General features: G+C 66.9%; 20 protein-coding genes. 10 read left to right on the top strand and 10 right to left on the bottom strand.

Going from position 1 to position 20257, the window contains the following annotated elements; genetic code table 11:
* Positions 1–96: 96 nt before the first annotated feature.
* The 4 genes from NU1_RS24240 to ppgK form a co-directional block, all read right to left on the bottom strand.
* Positions 97–1686 carry a Na+/H+ antiporter gene (locus tag NU1_RS24240; RefSeq protein ID WP_067524449.1) on the bottom strand — a complete coding sequence of 530 codons (1590 nt, stop codon included), beginning with the start codon at positions 1684–1686 and terminating at the stop codon, positions 97–99.
* Positions 1687–1760: 74 nt separating this feature from the next.
* Positions 1761–2774 (bottom strand): MHYT domain-containing protein, encoded by a 1014-nt coding sequence (locus NU1_RS24235; protein ID WP_067524447.1) that lies wholly within the window; start codon positions 2772–2774, stop codon positions 1761–1763.
* A gap of 317 nt (positions 2775–3091) precedes the next feature.
* Complete coding sequence (locus NU1_RS24230; protein WP_067524445.1) at positions 3092–4477, bottom strand: RNA polymerase sigma factor; 1386 nt, start codon at positions 4475–4477, stop codon at positions 3092–3094.
* Between the two features lie 147 nt (positions 4478–4624).
* On the bottom strand, positions 4625–5383 hold the full coding sequence (ppgK, locus tag NU1_RS24225; protein ID WP_067524508.1) for a polyphosphate--glucose phosphotransferase: 759 nt from the start codon (positions 5381–5383) through the stop codon (positions 4625–4627).
* A gap of 97 nt (positions 5384–5480) precedes the next feature.
* Here ppgK and NU1_RS24220 point away from each other — a divergent pair, with 97 nt between their 5' ends.
* Complete coding sequence (locus tag NU1_RS24220; protein ID WP_067524506.1) at positions 5481–6383, top strand: inositol monophosphatase family protein; 903 nt, start codon at positions 5481–5483, stop codon at positions 6381–6383.
* A gap of 259 nt (positions 6384–6642) precedes the next feature.
* Here the strand turns inward: NU1_RS24220 and cei are convergent, their stop codons facing one another.
* Entirely contained in the window at positions 6643–7317 is a 675-nt protein-coding gene (gene cei, locus NU1_RS24215) for an envelope integrity protein Cei (protein ID WP_067524503.1), read from the bottom strand.
* Between the two features lie 376 nt (positions 7318–7693).
* Here cei and NU1_RS24210 point away from each other — a divergent pair, with 376 nt between their 5' ends.
* Positions 7694–7996: a DUF4193 domain-containing protein gene (locus tag NU1_RS24210; RefSeq protein ID WP_067524442.1), complete on the top strand. Its 303-nt coding sequence runs from the start codon at positions 7694–7696 to the stop codon at positions 7994–7996.
* Between the two features lie 276 nt (positions 7997–8272).
* Here NU1_RS24210 and NU1_RS24205 read toward each other — a convergent pair whose 3' ends face one another.
* Complete coding sequence (locus NU1_RS24205) at positions 8273–8743, bottom strand: DUF3093 domain-containing protein (protein WP_170264240.1); 471 nt, start codon at positions 8741–8743, stop codon at positions 8273–8275.
* 160 nt (positions 8744–8903) lie between these two features.
* Here NU1_RS24205 and dut point away from each other — a divergent pair, with 160 nt between their 5' ends.
* Positions 8904–9404: a dUTP diphosphatase gene (gene dut, locus NU1_RS24200; protein ID WP_067524498.1), complete on the top strand. Its 501-nt coding sequence runs from the start codon at positions 8904–8906 to the stop codon at positions 9402–9404.
* Positions 9405–9408: 4 nt separating this feature from the next.
* Positions 9409–10281, top strand: coding sequence for a DUF3710 domain-containing protein (locus NU1_RS24195; RefSeq protein ID WP_067524440.1), 873 nt, complete (start codon positions 9409–9411; stop codon positions 10279–10281).
* A gap of 409 nt (positions 10282–10690) precedes the next feature.
* Here the strand turns inward: NU1_RS24195 and NU1_RS24190 are convergent, their stop codons facing one another.
* On the bottom strand, positions 10691–11416 hold the full coding sequence (locus NU1_RS24190; RefSeq protein ID WP_067524437.1) for an alpha/beta fold hydrolase: 726 nt from the start codon (positions 11414–11416) through the stop codon (positions 10691–10693).
* A 142-nt stretch (positions 11417–11558) separates the two neighbouring features.
* Here NU1_RS24190 and NU1_RS24185 point away from each other — a divergent pair, with 142 nt between their 5' ends.
* The 3 genes from NU1_RS24185 (at position 11559) to shbA (ending at position 13621) form a co-directional block, all read left to right on the top strand.
* Positions 11559–11954 carry an OB-fold nucleic acid binding domain-containing protein gene (locus NU1_RS24185; protein WP_067524435.1) on the top strand — a complete coding sequence of 132 codons (396 nt, stop codon included), beginning with the start codon at positions 11559–11561 and terminating at the stop codon, positions 11952–11954.
* 5 nt (positions 11955–11959) lie between these two features.
* Positions 11960–12751: a DUF3159 domain-containing protein gene (locus NU1_RS24180; protein ID WP_245720283.1), complete on the top strand. Its 792-nt coding sequence runs from the start codon at positions 11960–11962 to the stop codon at positions 12749–12751.
* Between the two features lie 258 nt (positions 12752–13009).
* Positions 13010–13621 (top strand): RNA polymerase sigma factor ShbA, encoded by a 612-nt coding sequence (gene shbA / locus NU1_RS24175; RefSeq protein ID WP_067524493.1) that lies wholly within the window; start codon positions 13010–13012, stop codon positions 13619–13621.
* Between the two features lie 38 nt (positions 13622–13659).
* Here shbA and NU1_RS24170 read toward each other — a convergent pair whose 3' ends face one another.
* Both NU1_RS24170 and NU1_RS24165 read right to left on the bottom strand, forming a co-directional pair.
* Positions 13660–14379 (bottom strand): potassium channel family protein, encoded by a 720-nt coding sequence (locus tag NU1_RS24170; protein WP_067524433.1) that lies wholly within the window; start codon positions 14377–14379, stop codon positions 13660–13662.
* 2 nt (positions 14380–14381) lie between these two features.
* Entirely contained in the window at positions 14382–15047 is a 666-nt protein-coding gene (locus NU1_RS24165) for a potassium channel family protein (RefSeq protein WP_067524431.1), read from the bottom strand.
* Between the two features lie 210 nt (positions 15048–15257).
* Here NU1_RS24165 and NU1_RS24160 point away from each other — a divergent pair, with 210 nt between their 5' ends.
* From NU1_RS24160 to NU1_RS24150, 3 genes are read left to right on the top strand one after another with little or no spacing between them, the layout of a single operon-like run.
* Positions 15258–17249: an APC family permease gene (locus NU1_RS24160; protein WP_067524490.1), complete on the top strand. Its 1992-nt coding sequence runs from the start codon at positions 15258–15260 to the stop codon at positions 17247–17249.
* Positions 17246–18580, top strand: coding sequence for a class I SAM-dependent RNA methyltransferase (locus tag NU1_RS24155; protein ID WP_067524428.1), 1335 nt, complete (start codon positions 17246–17248; stop codon positions 18578–18580). The genes NU1_RS24160 and NU1_RS24155 overlap by 4 nt, the downstream gene beginning before the upstream one ends.
* Positions 18581–18627: 47 nt before the next feature.
* Positions 18628–19470, top strand: coding sequence for a hypothetical protein (locus NU1_RS24150; protein WP_067524425.1), 843 nt, complete (start codon positions 18628–18630; stop codon positions 19468–19470).
* On the opposite strand, the gene NU1_RS24145 is transcribed toward NU1_RS24150, so the two are convergent.
* Positions 19445–20227, bottom strand: coding sequence for an SDR family oxidoreductase (locus NU1_RS24145; RefSeq protein WP_067524423.1), 783 nt, complete (start codon positions 20225–20227; stop codon positions 19445–19447). The two genes, NU1_RS24150 and NU1_RS24145, sit on opposite strands and share 26 nt — an antisense overlap.
* Positions 20228–20257 lie beyond the last annotated feature (30 nt).

The following is a 20257-nucleotide window of genomic DNA, read 5'->3' as shown; positions in this document are numbered from 1 at the left end:
AACACGCCGGAATGACGAAGGCGGCCAGGTCGGCGCGACAATGCTGCCTGATGCGGCGAGAGTGACAGCCCGCCACGCGGTGCTGGGCCGGAGCGATCAGGGCAACCGGGCATTGGCGCGCAGATCGAGACGCCGCATCACCCGGTCCACCACATCCGGCGGAATACCCGGTTCTCGGCGGGCGGCCAGGGCTTCGGTGCGGCCGGCTTCGACCACCTCATTGGTGAGCTGACGCATCTTCTTGGTGAACTTCAGTGTGCGGTCGGTATTTGTCCGCGCATTGTCGGCAGCCTCCGGATCGGCCTGGGCGAGGCGGCGTTCGAAGCCTTCGCGCAGCCGCAGGTAGACCTCGTCGGGTAGACCCTCGGTGGCCGAGAGCTGTTTCAGGCAAGCCATTTCGGCATTCAGCACCCGCACCCAGAGTTGGCGTTCGAGGTCGCGTTCCAGTCCGGTGTCGGCATGCACTCCGGTCGCGCGCACCACGGCCGGGAGGGTTGGCCCCTGCAGCAGCAGGGTGAAGAGTACGACGGCAAACGCGGTGAACAGGATTTCGGTGCGGCCGGGGAAGGGTTCGCCGGTATCGGTCGTGAGGGGGATGGCCAGTGCCAAGGCCACGGTCGCCACCCCGCGCATCCCGGCCCACCAGGTGACCACGGTTTCGCGCCAGGTGTAGGGCTCATCGGCGTCGCGCCGTCGCCACAGGCCGCGGAAGACGGCGGTGGTGCCGAGCAGCCACACCAGCCGGAGGCCGACCACCACCGCCACCACCGCGGCCGCGCCCCAGAGGAAGCGCGCCCAGTTCGGGCCGGTGGTGCTCAAGACGGTGCTGAGTTCCAGTCCGATGAGGCCGAAAGCGAAACCCGTGACCAGCATTTCGGTGATCTCCCAGAAGGAGTCGCCGACCACCCGGTAGTTGCTGTCGCTGAAATCGGTGGTCGCGTCGGTGAGGTACATGGCGCACACCAGTACGGCGAGCACACCCGAACCGCCCCGGGCATCGGCGATGCCGTAGGCGGCGAACGGTAGCAACAGCCCGAGCGACACCTGCCAGGTCGCTTCCGCGAGCCGCTTCATGAATTTGCTGCCCGCCCAACCGAGTAGCAGTCCCACGGCGATGGCCACCAGCGCGGAGGTCGCGAAATCCAGTGCGGTGTGCCAGGTGGAGAACTTTCCGGTCACCACGGCCTGAATAGCCACCGTGTAGATGACGATGGCCGTGACATCGTTGAACAGGCCCTCGCCCTCGAGTACCGCCACCAGGCGGCGCGGGAGTCCGAGCTTTCCGGCCAGCGCCGATACCGCGACCGGATCGGGTGGGGCGACGAGTGCGCCGAGCGCGATGGCCGCCGCGATCGGCACATTCGGATAGATCTCGTGGAATACCCAGGCGACCGCCCCGGCGGTGACGATGACCAGCACCACCGCCCGCATGGTGATGGCACCCCAGTTGGACGAGAACTGGCGCCAGGAGGTGCGGCGGGCCGAGGCGTACAGCAGTGGCGGCAACACCAGCGGCAGGATCAGGTCCGGCGGTATATGGATTTCCGGAACGGCGGGAATGAGCGCCAGCACGCAGCCGAAGGCCGTCATGAGGACAGCCGGAGCCTGCCCGGTGCGCTTCCCCAGCGGCTGCGCCAGGATCGTCGCGAAGAGGACCAGGAAGATCAATTCCAGCTGGTGATGCACTCACGCCAGTTTGCTGATGATGCGCTGGATTGTCGAACGGCCACGCGTGTGGACTGTCAGCACCCGGAGGGGTGTTAGCCGAGGGTGCCCGACCCCGGACGCATCCTGCCGAGTTGGTCGACGTCGATATAGGGCGGTGCCGTCTGATTTCGCGCGGCAGTCGAGCGATCACGCGGGGCGGCCTGCTGACGGGGTGGGGCCGCAGGGCGGTACTGGGGCGTCGCGGCCCATCCGGTCGGCACCTGTGAGTCGCGGCCGGGGTGCGCGGCCGAATAGTTGCCCACAGCGCTGGTGCCAGCGGTGCTATCGGCCGCGGTGTGGCCGGCGGGGGTGGTTCGAATCGGTTCGGGCACCGACTCCGACCGACTGCGCTCGTCGACTTCGGTCAATCCGACGTGGATGAGCAACACCATGGTGACCATGCTGACCGTAATCATCAGCGGTGCGAGCAGTTCCATCGCACCCGCGCCGGCCGGAGTGCTCGGATCCATGGCGTGATGTGCGCTCATCGCCGCCATGCCCGTGTAATGCATTCCACATACCGCCACGCCCATGATGAGCGCCGCTCCGACGGTCGCGAGGATGCCGTCGACATGCAGGGTGAACCACAGCGCCGCCGTCGCCGCGACCACCGCGATAACCATGGACAGCGTCACAATGCCCATGTCGTACCGCATCACGGCATCGGACTTCATGGCGTACATCCCCGAATAGTGCATGGCGCCCACCCCGAGCCCGGTGACGGCACCGCCGGTGGGCAACCGCCACCGACCCGTATCCTCCTGCGCCACAATGGACAGCCCCACCCATACGACTGCCATGGCGATCAACGCGCTCAGCAGGGTGACCGGCACGTTGTACCGGATGGACGCGCCACGGACCGAAAACCCAAGCATCGCAATGAAATGCATGACCCAGATGCCGGTCCCGCCGATGGCCACCGCGGCCGCCACCAGCCACGCCCGCCGCCCCTCGCCGGTGCGGGCGCGCAGGGTGCAGCGCAGCCCGAGCAGCGAACCGGTGACGGACATGATGTAGGCCAGTACGGGTGTGACCCACCCATAACTGAAGTGGTGAATTTCCAGCACTCGAACTCCATTGCCAGAACCGGGTTTTCGCGGCTGGCCGCCGCAATCGAGCGAACCATACAGCCTCACTCGGCCTATGTGAAATGGAAAGAGGTAACTTCCTTGAAAGTGCTTCCAGCCGGGCGTAACCAGCGGGTTGCGTATTGCGCAACGCCCTCGGCGGGCACCGACTGCGCCGAGCGCCGCCGAGAAGTCTCGGCGGCGCTCGGCGAATTGGATCGAGGGGTGCGAAAACCCCGGGAGTAGGTGTCACCCGGTCCCCGGATACGAGAAAGGGCCGCGAAGCGCAAGCTCAGCGGCCCTTTCTGGTTCTCGTATCAGTCCAGGTAGTCGCGCAAAACCTGTGAGCGGCTCGGGTGGCGGAGCTTGCTCATGGTCTTGGATTCGATCTGGCGGATGCGTTCACGGGTGACGCCGTAGACCTGGCCGATCTCGTCCAGGGTGCGGGGCTGGCCGTCGGTGAGACCGAAGCGGAGGCGGACTACGCCGGCTTCGCGCTCGGAGAGGGTTTCCAGGACCGACTGGAGCTGGTCCTGCAGGAGGGTGAAGCTCACCGCGTCGACCGCGACTACCGCTTCGGAGTCCTCGATGAAATCGCCGAGCTGGCTATCGCCTTCGTCGCCGATGGTCTGATCCAGCGAGATGGGCTCTCGCGCGTACTGCTGGATCTCGAGGACCTTCTCCGGGGTGATGTCCATTTCCTTCGCGAGCTCTTCGGGCGTGGGCTCGCGGCCCAGGTCCTGAAGGAGCTCGCGCTGGATACGGCCCAGCTTGTTGATGACCTCGACCATATGCACCGGGATGCGGATGGTGCGGGCCTGATCGGCCATGGCGCGGGTGATCGCCTGACGGATCCACCAGGTGGCGTACGTGGAGAACTTGTAGCCCTTGGTGTAGTCGAACTTCTCGACCGCGCGGATCAGACCGAGGTTGCCCTCCTGGATGAGATCCAGGAATGCCATGCCGCGGCCGGTGTAGCGCTTGGCGAGCGAAACGACCAGTCGGAGGTTGGCCTCCAGCAGGTGGTTCTTGGCCCGGTTGCCGTCGCGCATGATCCACTGGAAATCACGCCGCGACTGCACGGGGAGCTTCTCGCCCTTTTCGGCGAACTCGCGCAGCTTCTCGGTCGCGTACAGACCGGCCTCGATGCGCTTGGCGAGTTCCACCTCCTCCTCGGCATTGAGCAGCGCGACCTTGCCGATCTGCTTGAGGTAAGCGCGGACCGAGTCGGCCGAAGCGGTGAGCTCGGCGTCCTTGCGAGCCTGGCGCAGGGCCTCGGATTCCTCCTCGTCCCAGACGAAGTCACCGGAAGCCTTGTCCTTGGCGGTGGGCTCCTCGGCTTCCTCTTCGGCCTCGGGGGCGGCGACGGCCTCTTCCTCGTCGTCGTCGACCTCGATCTCCTCTTCGGCGAGATCGGTCGGATCGACTTCGAGATCGTCGAGTTCGAGCGACTCGTCTTCGACAGTCGCGTCGCCCCCGTCACCCTCGGTGCCGTCGGCCTTCTTGGTAGCGGCCTTCTTCGTGGCCTTGGTCGCCTTCGCAGTCTTCTTGGCCGGGGTCTTCTTGGCGGCAGCCTTCTTCGCTACGGCCTTCTTGGCCGGGGCTTTCTTGGCGGCAGCCTTGACCGGCCGTGCTGCGGTGGTGTCTGCTGAGTCGGCAGGGTCTGCCGATTCGGCGGTCTCTCGGGTATTCGTGGCTACCACGTACGCCCTTTCGTGACGGTCTCGTGCGGCGTCACGCCAGATACATCCGGCGGAGCGGTTTCGGTCGGGTGGTACCGGCTGATCGCCGGGTTGGTTTCACCGGCTCACCGCCGGGCTTGTTCCATTGTAACGATCGAACCAGCCTGCTTACGGCGCGATACCGGCATCGATGGCCATGGCGGCTCCGACGATGCCTGCGGAGTTCCTCAAACGGGCCGCCACAACGGGGGTTCTATTGGTCAGCAACGGGATCCATTCCTGGTGGTCACGGCTGATTCCGCCGCCCGCCACGAACACATTCGGCCAGAACAGATCTTCCAGCGTGACCAGCACCTTACTGACTTCTGCCGCCCACTGCGGGTAGGTGAGGCCGTCGCGATCCTTGATGGAGGCGGCGGCGCGGTGTTCGGCCTCGCGACCGGCCACTTCGAGATGGCCGAGTTCGCTATTGGGCATCAACACGCCGTTGTACATCACGGCTGATCCGATACCGGTGCCGAAGGTGAGCAGCACCACTAGACCGGACAGTTCTTTCGCCGCGCCGTAGCGATCCTCGGCGAGTCCGGCGGCATCGGCGTCATTGAGGACGGTCACCCTGCGGCCGCCGAGCGCCGCCGAGAAGAGCGCCCGGGCATCGGTACCGATCCAGGACTTGTCGATATTGGCGGCACTGCGGGCGACACCGCCGATGATCACGCTCGGCAAGGTGATGCCGACCGGTCCGTCCCATCCGGCCTGTGCCACCAATTTCGCCACCGCTTCCGCGACGGCATTGGGCGTGGCGGGCTGCGGGGTCGGAATCTTGATGCGCTCTTGGACCAGTTCGCCGGTGGCCAGATCCACCGCGGCGCCCTTGACGCCGCTACCACCGATGTCGATACCGAACGCGTGTCCCCGAGCGGACATGACGAACTCCTCGTTCTCTCCCATACCCGGCGTATGGGCTGTGTCGAATGTGACAAGCCTAGTGCGCGACCGCGCGGATCTGTGCTCCGATGGAGTCGTGCCGGACTCCTACTCCACCTCGACCGCATCGAACACCACAACGGCCGCCGACGTGGCCGATATCGCCGAACTGCGCCGTGTAGCTGTATATCTGGCCGAGACCGCGGCCGCCCATGTGCGGTCCAGACGCCCCGAGGTCTTCGGCCCCGGCACGCGTGCGGCGGACTCGGTACAGGCCAAGAGCACCCCCACCGATCCGGTCACGGTGGTCGACACCGAGGCCGAACAACTCATTCGCAAACTCCTCGACGAACTGCGCCCGGATGATCGAATCATCGGCGAGGAGGGTGGCGGCGCGCTCAACGGCGACGCCGTGCACTGGGTGCTCGACCCCATCGACGGCACCGTCAATTTCCTCTACGGCATCCCGGCCTACGCGGTGTCGGTGGCCGCTATGCGCGGCGGTCGCTCGCTCGCCGGAGCCGTCGCCGATGTGGCGCACGGGACCGTCTACAGCGCGGGTCTCGGTCAGGGCGCGCATCTCATCCAGCCCGGTGTCGATCCGATTCCGCTGCGCTGCAACGAGGTCGATTCGGCGGCCATGTCCCTGGTCGCGACCGGCTTCGCCTACAACCGGCACCGCCGCACCCGACAGGGGCAGCTGATCGCCGAACTACTGCCGCATATCCGCGATATCCGGCGGGTCGGCGCGGCCGCCCTGGACCTGTGCATGGTCGCCGAGGGTCGCGTGGATGCCCACTACGAGCACGGTCTCAACCTGTGGGACTGGGCCGCCGGGGCGCTCATCGCGGCGGAAGCCGGTGCGCGCCTGATCCTTCCGGCGCCGGAGAGCTCCGGCGCCGAGGGGGCGCTCGTGGTCGCCGCCGCCCCCGGCGTCGCCGATGAGATGTTCGGCCTCCTGGAGGAACTCGGGGCGACGGACGCCATCCCCGAGGGCTGATCCGAGCGCGATACCGCACGGAAACCCTTGGCCGTCCGGAAACCGCCCGGCCCGTATAGAAAGCCCCTGGGCCGCGCGGAACCGCTGGGCCTCACCAGGGGCCGGTATCGGCGCGCGAGGCGCTCTGTGGCCGCGCACAGGGGCGGGAATCGGCCATCAGATACGCCGAGGGGCCGTGAACCCCCGTTCACGGCCCCTCGTTTATCGGGCTTGACGGCTGCGCCGGTCGGCGCGCCGCGTTCGAGCCGGTCCGCTCAGCTCAGCACTTCGCCGTACGTGCCGCGTCGAGCAGGCTCGGATCGATCGCCGGAGTGCTCCCCGGCGCCGGGTTCTTCAGCGAGCGCAGCACTTCCTCGGCGTCGGTACTGGGCCGGATATCGCGGAACAGCGAGCCCAGCACCAGATCCACGGTCTCATCGGTGCGCTGATCCTGGATCAGCTCGGCACACGGCGCGACCAGCTGAACCGCCGCGGCGGCCGCGCGGCCGTCCACGCCGAAGCGGATCTGCCCGGAGCATTCCAGGTCACCGTTGACGTACACACTGTCATTGCCGAATGCCTCCGGCGCGGAAGCGAATCCGAGATCACTGAGCTGGGAGGCGATATGTGTCGCCTGCCCGCGCTGCCCGTTGGCGTTGAGCACCCGCACCTTGGACCTGGCCAGCGCGCTCGGCTCCACATCCTGGAACAGGGACGGCGACATCCGCTGGCCCAATGGGGCCGCCTGGGGTGCCGAAGTGCTCTGTGCCGGGCTGGGGGAGTTGCAGGCGATCGCGCCGGTACCGGCCTCGCCCTGCGAAAACGCGCCCCACCAGATGATGAGACAGATAACGGCCAACGCGCCCACCAGGGCGGCCCACGGCTCCCAGCGCCGTCGGAGGAAGGGTCGACCTTCCGGATCGGTCGCTTTGCCTTGGGTGATCAGTGAAACCACGGTCACACTCTACGAAAAGGTCGCGCCAACGGTGCGGAAGGTCTCGGCGAGTTCCCCCGAGGGTGACGATTGCCTCTCTGTTTCGAATCACGCGTGTTTTGATTGCGACTTTTGCCATGGGGTCCGCTATTGTCTGGCGGCCAGATCGGATCATCCGACGTGAATCGGGGGTGCGATTTCGGGAACAACAAAGGCGTGTCCTGCGTTGACCGAGCGCGATCCGGAACGGATCTACCAGATCCGGGCCGATCAGTGACCGGTGTGCGTCGTGACGTACACCACGGGCGGGGCGGCAACACCCCGATCCGATTCCGGCAGGAGTCGGTGCGGGATGGCCGGTCCGGGATATACGGAGTAAGGACGAGGGGAAGACGACATGGCAACCGACTATGACGCACCACGGCGCAGTGAAACCGATGAAGTTTCGGAGGACTCGCTCGAGGAGCTGAAGGCTCGACGCAACGAGGCCGCGTCCGCTGTCGTGGATATCGACGAGTCCGATACTGCGGAATCGTTCGAGCTTCCGGGCGCGGACCTGTCCGAGGAAGTGCTCTCGGTACGGGTGGTTCCGAAGCAGGCTGACGAGTTCACCTGTTCCAGCTGCTTCCTGGTGCACCACCGCAGCCGACTGGCCACCGAATCCGGCGGCCAGCTGATCTGCATGGATTGCGCGGCCTGAGGGCCGACTATCCGCTCGGGAGGAAAGTCAGTCCGCGCTCGGTACGCCGAGCGCGGCCAAGACTTTGCCGGGCAAATCGATATCGTTCGACCAGGCGCTCGGCGGTCCGAGCGCCGTGATGACCTTGTCGGGCCCATCGGCACAGCCTGACCAAGCGCTCTGCAGATCACCGAGCGCCCTACAGGCCGAGGGCCGCGATGACCTTGTCGGGCCCATCGGCACAGCCTGACCAAGCGCTCTGCAGATCACCAAGCGCTCTGCAGATCACCGAGCGCCCTACAGGCCGAGGGCCGCGATGACCTTGTCGGGCCGACGGGTACTGACCAACCAGTACGGCGTCGGGTCGTCGGGATCATCGAGTACCAGTAGGACCATCGAGCCGATCCAGGCCCGGTGTTGCACATAGGCGGCGGGGTCGAGTTGACGACCCAGCGCCGCGCTCTTCGCGCTGGCGGGCACATCGGCCGCCCGGGCCACGAAGGTGGCGGGCAGATGTGCGCGGTCCGAGCGCAGCTCCGGAGCTGCGGAGCCCTCGCGAGTCACTTCCACCCGGTGCCGGGACAGCCACAGCAGCACCCACACCGGAATCGGCAGCAACAGCACATAGGGCAGCCAGGCCCGCAATCCGGGTGCACCCATATGTATTTCGGCTGCCAGCAGGGCGGTGACGGCAAAGGCCACCGGCCACCACCACAGTGGCACCCAGAGGCGCTCGCGGTAGAGGATGCTCGTCTGTTGCTGATCCATGGTCACCTGAGAAGGGGGCTGGTCGGACACGACATCAGACTAAGCCAGATCGCAGTGTTAAACGGCAGCGGGAGCGGGTCCCTGCGTGGTGACGCTCCGCTACCGCCTTCGGGCCCGTCGCTCCCGCCGCGATAGCGGTGAACGCGTAGGCTCGGCGCACGTGACCGGTATTTCGCCTATTCCCCTGCTGCGGCTCGATCCCAGCATCCCCGTACCCACGCGTGCCCATGCCGGCGACGCGGGTGTGGACCTGTGCACCACCGAGGACGTCATCATCGAACCCGGGGAGCGGGTGCTCGTCGGGACGGGGATCGCCGTCGCGCTACCGATCGGCACGGTCGGCCTGATCCATCCGCGTTCGGGTCTGGCCGCCAAAGCTGGTCTGTCGGTTGTCAACACCCCCGGCACGGTCGACGCCGGTTACCGCGGCGAAATCAAGGTATGCCTGATCAACCATGATTTGCGCACACCCATCGAGCTCCGCCGCGGGGACCGTATCGCGCAGCTGCTGGTGCAGAAGGTGGAGCTGGTCGACTTCGTGGAGGTCACCCAGCTCGACGACACCGCGCGCGGCGCGGGAGGATATGGATCGAGCGGTGGGCACGCGAGCCTGTCCGAGGGGTCCGGTGGGGCGGGCGCAGTGACCGGCAAGGAGGCATGACGAGATGTTCGGAAGAAAGAAGACCCGGGCGGGTGATGGGCCCGATGAGCGGTACGACGACGAGTACAGCGAAGCCGAATACGACGAATCCGAGTACGAGGCAGCCGAATACGACGAGGGTGACGAGTACGACAGCGCACCCGATTACGACGGGGCGGCCGCCGAACTCGCCGAGCGTACCGGCCCCTACGACTACAACGATGTCTCCGAACTCCTGGAAAAGGTAGCCGACCAGCGCCTGGACCTCGGCTCGGTCATCGTCCCGGTGCCGCCGGGCGGTCAGCTCCAGGTCGAGATGACGCCCGAGGGCACGCCGCAGGCGGTACATCTGGCCACTCAGCACGGTCGCATCACCGTCGCCGCCTACGCGGCCCCCAAATCGCCGGGCCAGTGGCGTTCGGTCGCCGCCGACCTCGCGGAGACGCTGCGCAACGATGGCGCACAGGTGTCGACGCAGCAGGGCCCGTGGGGTCGTGAGATCCACGCCATCACCCAGGGCGCGGATCTGCGCTTCATCGGCGTGGACGGGCACCGCTGGATGGTGCGCCTGGTCGCGGCCGGTCCGTCGGGCGCGGCGAATGAGGGGCAGCCCCTGGTGGCCGCCGCCCGAGCGATCATGAGCGAGACGGTCATCCGCCGCGGCGACGACCCGATGCCCGTGCGGGAACCACTACCGGTGGTCCTACCCCAGGAGTTGGCCGATCAACTCGCCGCCGCACACCAGCAGCAGGTGGCGGCCCAGCAGCAGGCCGTAGCCGCCCAGATGGCCGCGATGAACACCGGCCAGCAGCCGGTGATCGCACCGACCGGGGAACCCGGCCAGCCGCGCCGCGGAGCCGAGGGTTCCGCCATGCAGCAGCTCGGTCTGAACGGTTGAGTCACGCAGGACAATACGGCCCGCTCACTGGACAGTGAGCGGGCCGTTGTCGTTGAGGGAGCGCTATTGCCGCGGGATAGCACGGGGCGTTCGGGGCCTCCTGCCGCGACCGCGGCGTGGTGGAACCCATGCCATTCGCAGCGGCGTGGCGGATTCTCTGGTCTCGCGACGTCGGCGTCGGATTCTCGGTCCTCGCCGGGTGCAGCGGTGGATTCCGGCCAAAAGCGCGCCGGAATGACGGGGTGGGTCACCGCGTCGGAATGACGGGGTGGGTCACACCGGGGATGGTGAGGTGGTCGCGCCGGATCGACCGGGTGGGTCGCGCTGGAGTGACCGGGGCGGTCGCGCTGGAATCGTGGGTACGAGTCGCGCCGGGATGGTGTACGAGTCGCGTGCCGGGGCCGGGATCTCACGCGATGGTATTGCGGCTCACAAGGTTTCGGAGCAGTGCCGGGACGCCGCGCGCGCCCAGGACCGCGGGGTCCGCGCCGAGTTCATCGAGGGTGATGCGGTGCACATCGGCGTGGGGGATGAGCGCCGCCCACTGTTCGGCGACCGTGATCGGGTGCACCGGATCGTCCACGGCACCCACGACCGCGACCGGGACGGGCACCGTGGCCAGGAGGGTCGGTTCGGGCCAGCGATAGGCGGCGGCCTCGTCCAGGGCCTGGGGGAGATGCGGCCATTGTGAGCGCCAGGATTGAGTGAGGGCGGCGGCCAACCATGCCGGGGTGGAGGCGCGCATGCGGGTGGTGACGGCGTCGAGGCCGTCGGCGCGGAGTTGGGCGGCGGTGGCGGCGGCGCTGAGGGCGGCGGGGCAGCCGGTGATATCGGCGCCGGTCCAGGCGGGGAGAGCGGCGATCACCCCGAAGGCGGCGTGCGGATTTCGCGCGGCCCAGTCGACGGCGACGGCCGCACCGAGTGAGATTCCGGCGACAAGCACCGGTCCCGAGCGAGCGGCGGCATCGAGGGCGGCGTGATAGCTCGCGACCACGTCGCACGGGTCCGGATCCACCGCGTGGAACGGCAGATCGAATGCGGCGCAGGCGGATCCGAAGGCGCGGCGCGCGAAGTCGGCATCGGAGCCGGTTCCGGGCAGGGCGACGGCGACCGCCGGACGTGGTTGATCGGACATCGGGCAAAGCGTACCCACGACGGGCACGCATGGCGGGGGCAGGCCCACACCTCTACAGTGGCGGTGTACGGCCACAGCCGGTCGTGCGGGACCCGACGACGTGAGACCCGCGCCGTCTTGCTCTACAACGAAAGCGTGCGAGATGCCATCCTCGGGTGGGAAGGACACACCTTCGGGCTATTTCCGGCGACTGAGTCGCCGATTGACCGAGGACCTGGATCGGTTGGATGCCGAAGAACTCGCCGAGACGTCAGAAGCGTCGGGCGCGTGTCGGGCATCGGAGTGTCGACGTGGCGAAGAAGTCACCATGCTGGGACGATTGCGCAGTGTCGAAGCCTGTAGCCCCAAATCCACCTGTGCGGAGGTCGAGGCCGAATTCTTCGACGGCACCGACAGCATCGCGCTGGTATGGATCGGCCGCAGGCGCATCCCCGGTATCGAACCGGGCCGTAGGATTCTGGTCCGCGGCCGTATCGGTGACCGGGACGGCGGCAAAGTGATCTTCAACCCCTACTACGAATTGCGCGAGAACTCCTGAAACATATGCCGATTCCGAGCCGCAACGACGAGGGCGTCGACCCGACCCACAGCAACGACGACGCGATGCTGACCGAAGCCGATACCGCTGTCTTCGCGGCGGTCACCGATGCCGAGCTCGCCGCCGCCGAGTACTCGCTCACCAAGCCAGCCGCCGATGAGGCGGCCGAAGAGGCCGAACTCGAGCACGCGGAAGCCGTCCAGCAGACCATGCTCGAGCAGATGGGCGGCTTCAGCGGCCTCATCTACTCCTCGCTGCCGGTCCTGATCTTCGTCCCGGTCAACTCGCTGCGCGGGCTCACCACCGCCATCTGGGCGGCGCTGGGCGTGGCGACGGCCATCCTGATCTGGCGGCTGGTGCGCCGCGATCCGATCCAGCCCGCGATCTCCGGATTCATGGGTGTCGGCGTGTGCGCGTTCATCGCCTACCGCATGGGTGAGGCCAAGGGCTTCTTCCTGTTCGGCATCTACGCCAGCCTGGTGTACGCGGGCGCGTTCCTGCTCTCGCTGGTGCTGCGCTGGCCCCTGGCGGGCGTTATCTGGGGCTTCCTGAACGGTCATGGCACCGACTGGCGCTCCGATCGCCGCGCCATGCGCCTCTACGACATCGCGACCGCGGTGTGGGCGCTGGTTTTCGGGGCCCGCTACCTGGTGCAGAACCACCTCTACGACAGCGATGCCACCGGTTTGCTGGCCACCGCGCGTATCGCCATGGGCTGGCCGCTGACCGCTATCGCCTTCCTGGTGACGATCTGGGCGGTACGCCGCGCGGGTCATCTGCCCACCGCCCGCTCCTGAAGACCCCGGGTACGCCCCTGACATTCGGGGCACTTATCGCGGGAAACGTTCGAGACGCAACACTTTTGGGGTAGGAGGGGGAACCCAACCCACCCCTGGGGTACCTATTTCGGTGACCCGGTTCATCGCACGATCGTTGTGAGACGAAACGGCGAAAGGACACCGGAGTTGCATACCGAGCGCAAGGCAGCGGCAGCGTCCGACACTCGCGACGAGGGGCGCGGTGCGGCGGTGACCGGAGCGGCCTCCCGGCGGCATCTGGCGGGGCGGGGAGCGAAGAACAGTGCGGCGACTTCGGAGAGTCGCCGGGCGGCAGCGGAATTGGACAGGTTGATCGATCCGGCCGCCAATGGCGACAAGAACGCGATCTCCGACATTCTGAAGATCGTCTACCCGCTGGTGCGGCGCTACTGCGCGGCCCGCCTGCACGGTGCGGGGCATCTGCACGTCACCACCGATGATGTGGCGCAGGAGATCTGCATGGCGACCGTGCAGGCGATTCCGCGCTACCGGGATCAGGGCAAATCGTTCCTGGCATTCGTGTACGGCATCTCCGCCAATAAGGTGGCCGATGCCTACCGCCGGGCGCAGATCCACCCGGCCTACCCGGTGGCGGAGTTCCCGGATCAGCCGATGACCGAGGCCGGTCCGGAGGAGCGGGCATTGCAGTCGGAAATCCGCGACGCCACCCGGAACCTGCTGATGAAGGTGCTGGCCCCGACGCACCGCGAGGTACTGGTCATGCGGATTGTGCTGGGCTGGACCGCGGCACAGACCGCCGAGGCCATCGGTACCAGCCCGGGCGTGGTGCGGGTCATGCAGCATCGCGCGCTCAATAAGCTGCGCGCCGAACTGCGCGTGGCGTCCTGAACGGCTGGTCGGCGGCGTGCCGGATGGACGAGCCGCTGTCAGTCGGAGAAGTCGGCTCCGGCGCCGAATTCCGCCGTGGTGCCGAGCTTGGAGCCGGAGCCGTTGGCACCGAGGGCTTTCCGCAGAGCGTCCTCGGCCTCGACGGAGGTGACGAACAGTAGTTCGTCCTCGCCCTCGAGGGGATCGTCGCCCTGCGGCACGATCACCCGGCCGCCGCGCAGAATGGTTACCAGCGCGGCGTTCCTGGGGATATCCAGGGTGCGAACGGCCTTGCCTGCCAAGGGTGTATCGCTGGGCAGCGTGATCTCGACCAGATTGGCCTGACCCTGGCGCAGGGTCATCAGCCGCACCAGATCACCCACCGTTACCGCCTCCTCCACCAGCGAGGCCAGCAGCCGCGGTGTGGAGACGGCCACATCCACACCCCATGAGGTGTCGAACAGCCATTCATTGCGCGGGTCGTTGACGCGGGCCACCACCCGGCGCACCCCGAATTCGGTCTTGGCGAGCAGGCTGAACACCAGATTCACCTTGTCGTCACCGGTGGCGGCGATGACCACCTCGGAGTTCTCCAGTCCGGCTTCTTCCAGCAGTTCCAGCTCACAGGCATCGGCGTGCACCCAGGTGGCGTTGGCGGCGACGGTGGGGTCGATGTGATCGAGGCGGCGTTCGAGCAGGGTCACCTCGTGCCCGCCGCGCAGGAGTTCCTGGGCGATGCTGCGGCCGACCGCTCCGGCCCCGGCAATGGCTACCTTCATGATCAGTCCTCGTGGGCGGGGGGAGTGGCGGCCAAGGCGACGGCCTCGCCGACGCTGCCCGAGGTGGCGGCGATATAGACCGCGTCATCCGCCTGGATGACGGTCTTGCCGTTGGGCAGTACGCCCTGTCCGAAGCGAATAATGAATGCGACCCGCGCGCGGGTGGCTACTTCCAGACTTGCGACCGTGCGCCCGTACCAGTCCTCGTGCAGTGTCAATTCGGTCACCGAGACGGTGCCGGTGGGGTCGCGCCACGAAGTGGTTGCCTCGTCGGAAATCAGGGTGCGCAGGAATCGGTCGGTGGTCCACGGCACGGTGGCGATGGTGGGAATACCGAGGCGCTCGTAGACGGCGGCGCGTTTGGCGTCGTAGATGCGCGCGACCACGCGCTCGACCGCGAAGGTCTCCCGCGCCACCCGCGCCGAGATAATGTTCGAGTTATCGCCCGAGGAGACGGCGGCGAAAGCACCCGCTCGTTCTATCCCGGCGCGTACCAATACATCTCGATCGAATCCGACGCCGGTGACGCAAATCCCGGGGAAATCGCGGCCCAAGCGCAGGAAAGCGCTGGAATTCTGGTCGATGACCGCGACCTCGTGCCCGATCCGGACCAGGGCCCGCGCGAGCGAGGAACCTACTCGCCCGCACCCCATGACCACTACGTACACCGTTCGAACCCCATTCCCGAAAACCGTGGTGTGCGGTCTGGTTGTCTGCCAGGGGGGCAACCGTACCGCTCGAGTTCCTCCGAGGGCATGTGCCCCCTCCAGAATGGTTTCAAACCGGAACCGGAAAACGTCACACCGTTTCGCCGCGTGTATTCGCGACGGGCCGCGCCGCGAATTGCTCCACACCGTTGCTCCCTTATGCTGGCTCGAGTGTCAAAGCTGACGACGGCCACCAAGCGTGTGTTGGTGGGCCGCCCCTTCCGTAGCGATTCCCTAGGTCACACGCTGCTCCCCAAGCGGATTGCCCTGCCGGTATTCGCCTCCGATCCGATGTCCTCGGTGGCGTACGCGCCGGAGGAGATCTTCCTGGTGCTGTCGGTCGCCGGTCTGTCGGCCTACGTGTACGCGCCGTGGATCGGACTGATGGTGGCGGTGGTGCTGGCGATCGTGGTCGCCAGCTACCGACAGAACGTGCACGCCTATCCCTCCGGCGGTGGCGATTTCGAGGTCGCCACCACCAATCTCGGTCCTACCGCGGGCCTGATCGTCGGCAGTGCGCTGCTGGTGGACTATGTGCTGACGGTGGCGGTGTCGATCGCGTCGGCGGCCTCCAATATCGGTTCGGCCATCCCGTTCGTGGCGACCCACAAGGTGCTGTTCGCGGTGGCGGCGATCGTCATTCTCACCGCGATGAATCTGCGCGGTATCCGGGAGTCGGGCACCGCCTTCGCGATCCCCGCCTACGCCTTCCTGATCGGCATGTTCGGCATGCTGGGCTGGGGTCTGATCCGGGTCTACGTGCTCGGTGACACCGTGCGGGCGGAGTCGGCGGACTTCGAGTTGATCGCCGAGGACCATCACATGGTCGGCCTCGCGTTCGTCTTCCTGCTGGCGCGGGCCTTCTCCTCCGGCAGTGCCGCATTGACCGGTGTGGAGGCGATCAGCAATGGCGTTCCAGCCTTCCGCAAGCCCAAGTCGCGCAATGCGGCGACCACGCTGCTCATGCTCGGGATCATCGCGATCACCCTGTTCATCGGGATGATCATGCTGGCTCGCAAGATCGGCGCGGTGATCGCCGAACATCCGGCGACCCAGCTGGCCGGCGCCCCGGAGGGGTACCAGCAGAAGACGCTCGTCGCCCAGATCGCGCACGCGGTATTCAGCGAGTTCCCGATCGGGTTCTACTTCGTGACCGGCGTGACCGCGCTGATCCTGGTACTGGCCGCCAATACCGCGTTCAACGGGTTTCCGGTGCTCGGTTCGGTGCTGGCGCAGCACCGCTACCTGCCGCGGCAGCTGCACACGCGCGGTGATCGGCTGGCTTTCAGCAATGGCATCCTGTTCCTGTCGATGGGCGCGATGGCGTTCGTGGTGGCCTTCGGCGCCGAGGTGACCCAGCTGATCCAGCTCTACATCATCGGCGTTTTCGTCTCCTTCACGTTGAGTCAGACCGGCATGCTGCGGCATTGGACTCGACTGTTGCGCACCGAGACCGATCCGCTGCAGCGGTCGAAGATGAAGCGCTCGCGGGTGATCAACGCGCTCGGTCTGGCGGCCACCGGCACCGTGCTCGTCATCGTGCTCGTGACCAAGTTCTTCGCCGGCGCCTGGATCGCCATCGCCACCATGGCCGCCATCTTCGGGCTCATGAAGCTCATTCGCCGTCACTACGACACGGTGGCGCGGGAATTGGACGAGACCGAATGGGACGGTGTACTTCCCAGCCGTACCCACTCCATTGTGCTGGTGTCGAAACTGCACCTGCCCACCAAGCGGGCCATCGCTTACGCGCGCGCAACCCGCCCCGATACCCTCGAGGCCATCACGGTGAATGTCGACGAACCCGATACCCGCAAGCTGGTACGGGAATGGGAGCGCAGCGATATTTCGGTGCCGCTCAAGGTGATCGAATCGCCGTACCGGGAAATCACCAAGCCGGTCGTGGATTACGTGAAGCGAGTACGGAAGGACGCACCGCGTGACGTGGTGACGGTGTTCATTCCCGAATACGTGGTGGGGCGTTGGTGGGAACAGTTGCTGCACAATCAGAGTGCACTGCGACTCAAGGGCCGACTGCTGTTCGAACCCGGTGTGATGGTGACCAGCGTGCCGTGGCAGCTGAGCTCCTCGGCCAAGGCTCGCGGCGGCGAAGTGGTGAACGCGCCCGGTGCCATTCGGCGTGGATTCGGAGATGGCTCGTGAGCGACTGGAGCGGAGAAGTATTCGAGGTACGCCTCGGCACACCCGGACATGGCGGGTTCTGTGTGGCGCGGCACGAGGGGCGAGTGCTGTTCGTCCGGCACGGACTGCCGGGGGAGCTGGTGCGGGCCCTGGTGACCGAGGATCGCGGCGGATCCTTCTGTCGCGCCGAGGCCATCGAGATTCTGGAGGCGTCCTCGGACCGCGTGGACGCCATCTGCCCGGTCTCCGGTCCGGGCGGAGCGGGATGCTGTGATTTCTCCTTCGCCACGCCCGAGGCGCAGCGTGGTCTGAAGGCGGCGGTGGTCGCCGAGCAGCTGCGCAGGCTGGCCGGGTGGGAGAAAGATATTGTCGTCGAACCGATTCCGGTGGACGGCGCGGAAGCGACGCGGGGCTGGCGGAGCCGGATGCGATTGGCCGTGGATGCCGACGGTCGCGCCGGGGTACATCGGTATCGCGGTAGTGAGGTGATCACGGATCTGCGCTGTCCGCAGCCGATGACCGGAGCCATGGCGGGGATCGCCGACCGCAAGTGGACGCCCGGCGCGGATCTCGTTGTGGCCGTGGATGGTGAGGGGCAGCGCCATATCGTGGAGCTCGCGCCTCCGGCGGAATACGCCCCGGGCCGACGCGGTGATCGGGCGCATGGTCGTCGCGGTCGCGGTCGCGATGATCGTGTTGCGCGGGGCGGTGCCGGTGACCGGCGCAGTGCCGTTGCCCGCCGGTCGGCCGCATCGGCTGTGCGCGCCGAGACGGTTGTGGAAGGCAGTGGCCGCGCGGTGCAGTATGTGGAGGGTCGCCGCTGGGAGTTGGCTGCCACCGGTTTCTGGCAGCCGCATTACGCTGCCGCACAGGCATATTCGGATGTCGTGGCCGAATGGGCCTACGCTGCCCCGGGCAGTTCGGCCTGGGATCTCTACAGCGGGGTCGGCGTTTTCGCCGCCCGCGTCGCCGAACAGGTCGGCCCCACCGGCTCGGTGCACGGTGTCGAATCGGCACGGTCGGCCGTCGCCGACGGCGCCGAAGCCTTGCGCGACCTGCCCTGGATCGAGCTGCGCGCCGAACGCGTGGAACGCTGGATCGCCGAACAGCCCTACATCGCACCGGAAGTGGTGGTCCTCGACCCGCCGCGCGCCGGTGCGGGCAAGGAAGTGATCGCCGCGCTCGCCGAACACGCCCCGCGCCGCATCGTCCACATCGGTTGCGATCCGGCGTCTTTCGCCCGCGATATCAACCTCTACCGTGCCGCGGGCTATATGCCCACGGAACTGCGTGCCTTCGACGCCTTCCCCGGTACCCACCACGTGGAATGCCTGGCTCTCCTGGAGCTTTAAGGTCTACATAAGCGCATCATCAGGTGGCGGGCGTAAGTATTTCGGCCATGACCACGTTGTCCGACCCGACGCTCGAGCTCGTCGTGGACCGTATTCGCGGCGATCAGACCAAATTCCACTCGCTCGAGGCGCTGCTGATGCATACCGACTTGAAGCGGCCGGAGTACCAGGTCGATATGTGGGTGAATACCGAAAGTTATTGGGGTCGCCTGGTGATCCCGGCCTACGGTGCCCGGCAGGCGTCGTTGCAGGGCAATGCCGAGGCCGATCGGGCGGTACTGCTGTTGGTCGAATACACCGTCGAACGGTTGCTGAAGGGACAGTCGGTCGAACGGAGAGACTTGCCGCCCTGGGTGTCCGATCTGCGGGCGGCCCTGTTGTTCGACGGGTACGACCTCTATATCGATTCCGTCGGCACACCGGCGGACGGTGAGGTGCGCTGTCGCCTGCGGCCCACCGATGTGCTGCCGGTGCCCCTGGCCGAGAAGGTCGAGCTCGCCGAGATCGAACTCGAACTCCGGGGCCAGCAGAAGTCCCTGGAACAATTGCATGAGGCCACCGAGTGCTATCTGCGCCGCGACTACCCGGCCTGCGACGAACATCTCGCTACCGCAATGGAATTGCTCGTCGCCTACGCCGTGGGCAGCCTCGATGACGACCTGACCAAGAATATTCGCCACCTGGTCGATACCAATCGCCTGCCGATCGCCGTCGCCACTCGGCTACTGCGCGATATCCGCACCATGACGTCGGAGAATCCGTACCCGCACCGCACCAGGGCCGACGCCTCGCGCTTCCGCGTCCAGTTGGCCACCGTGCGGGCGTCGACACTGCTGTCACTGGTGGATCTGTGGGGCGGATCGGTCAGGGAGGCGGTGGAGTTCCGGTGATGGTGTAGGCGTTCGCCGGATTGGAGGCCACGTATTCGGCCCAGGTCAGCACCCCATCGGTGTGGTCGGGGCAGGTGTTCTCCCCGGCCCGATAGGCCCGAGCGATGCGGCCGGGCAGCGGGATTCGGACTACGCGCCGCGGCCGCTGACGCGCGGCTCGCCAGGTCTGCGCCAATTCGGCGAGGGTCAGCACCTCGGGCCCGCCGAAATCGGATGCTCGGCCGAGTGGTTCACTCGCGACCAGTTCGGCAATCCGCCGCGCCACATCGGGCGTGGCCACCGGCTGGAAGCGGAAGTCGGTGGGCAGCGGCGCCACCGGTAGGCGCTCGACCGAACGCAGCGCCGAGGCGATGAGTTCGTGGAACTGCGTGGCCCGCAGAATGGTATGTGGCACACCACTATTCACGACCATCCGCTCGCAGGCGAGCTTATTGCGGTAGTAGCGGAACGGGAATTTCTCGATTCCCACGATCGAGACGTACAGCAGATGCGCCACCCCGCCCGAAGCCCGCAGCAGCTGCTCGGTCTGCGTCAGATCGGGTCCGCCGAACTTGCGGAAATCCGAGGCCGCGTGCACGACCGCGTCCACGCCCGCAACGGCTTCCGCTACGCCCGCGCCCGTACTGAGATCCCCGGTATGCGTCCCGGCCCCGGCCCGCCGTGACAGCACCCGAACCTTATGTCCCTGTTCGCGCAAGCGGTCGACAATATGTCGGCCCAGCGCCCCGGTCCCACCCGTCACGAGGATTTCGCTCATGGTCAACGTGTACTCCCGGGTCGTATTCCG

Origin of the sequence: Nocardia uniformis NBRC 13702 (assembly GCF_001613345.1) — a bacterium.
GTDB lineage: Bacteria > Actinomycetota > Actinomycetes > Mycobacteriales > Mycobacteriaceae > Nocardia > Nocardia uniformis.
The sequence above is the reverse complement of the archived record's forward strand: the minus strand, read 5'-3'. Positions and strand labels throughout refer to the sequence as shown.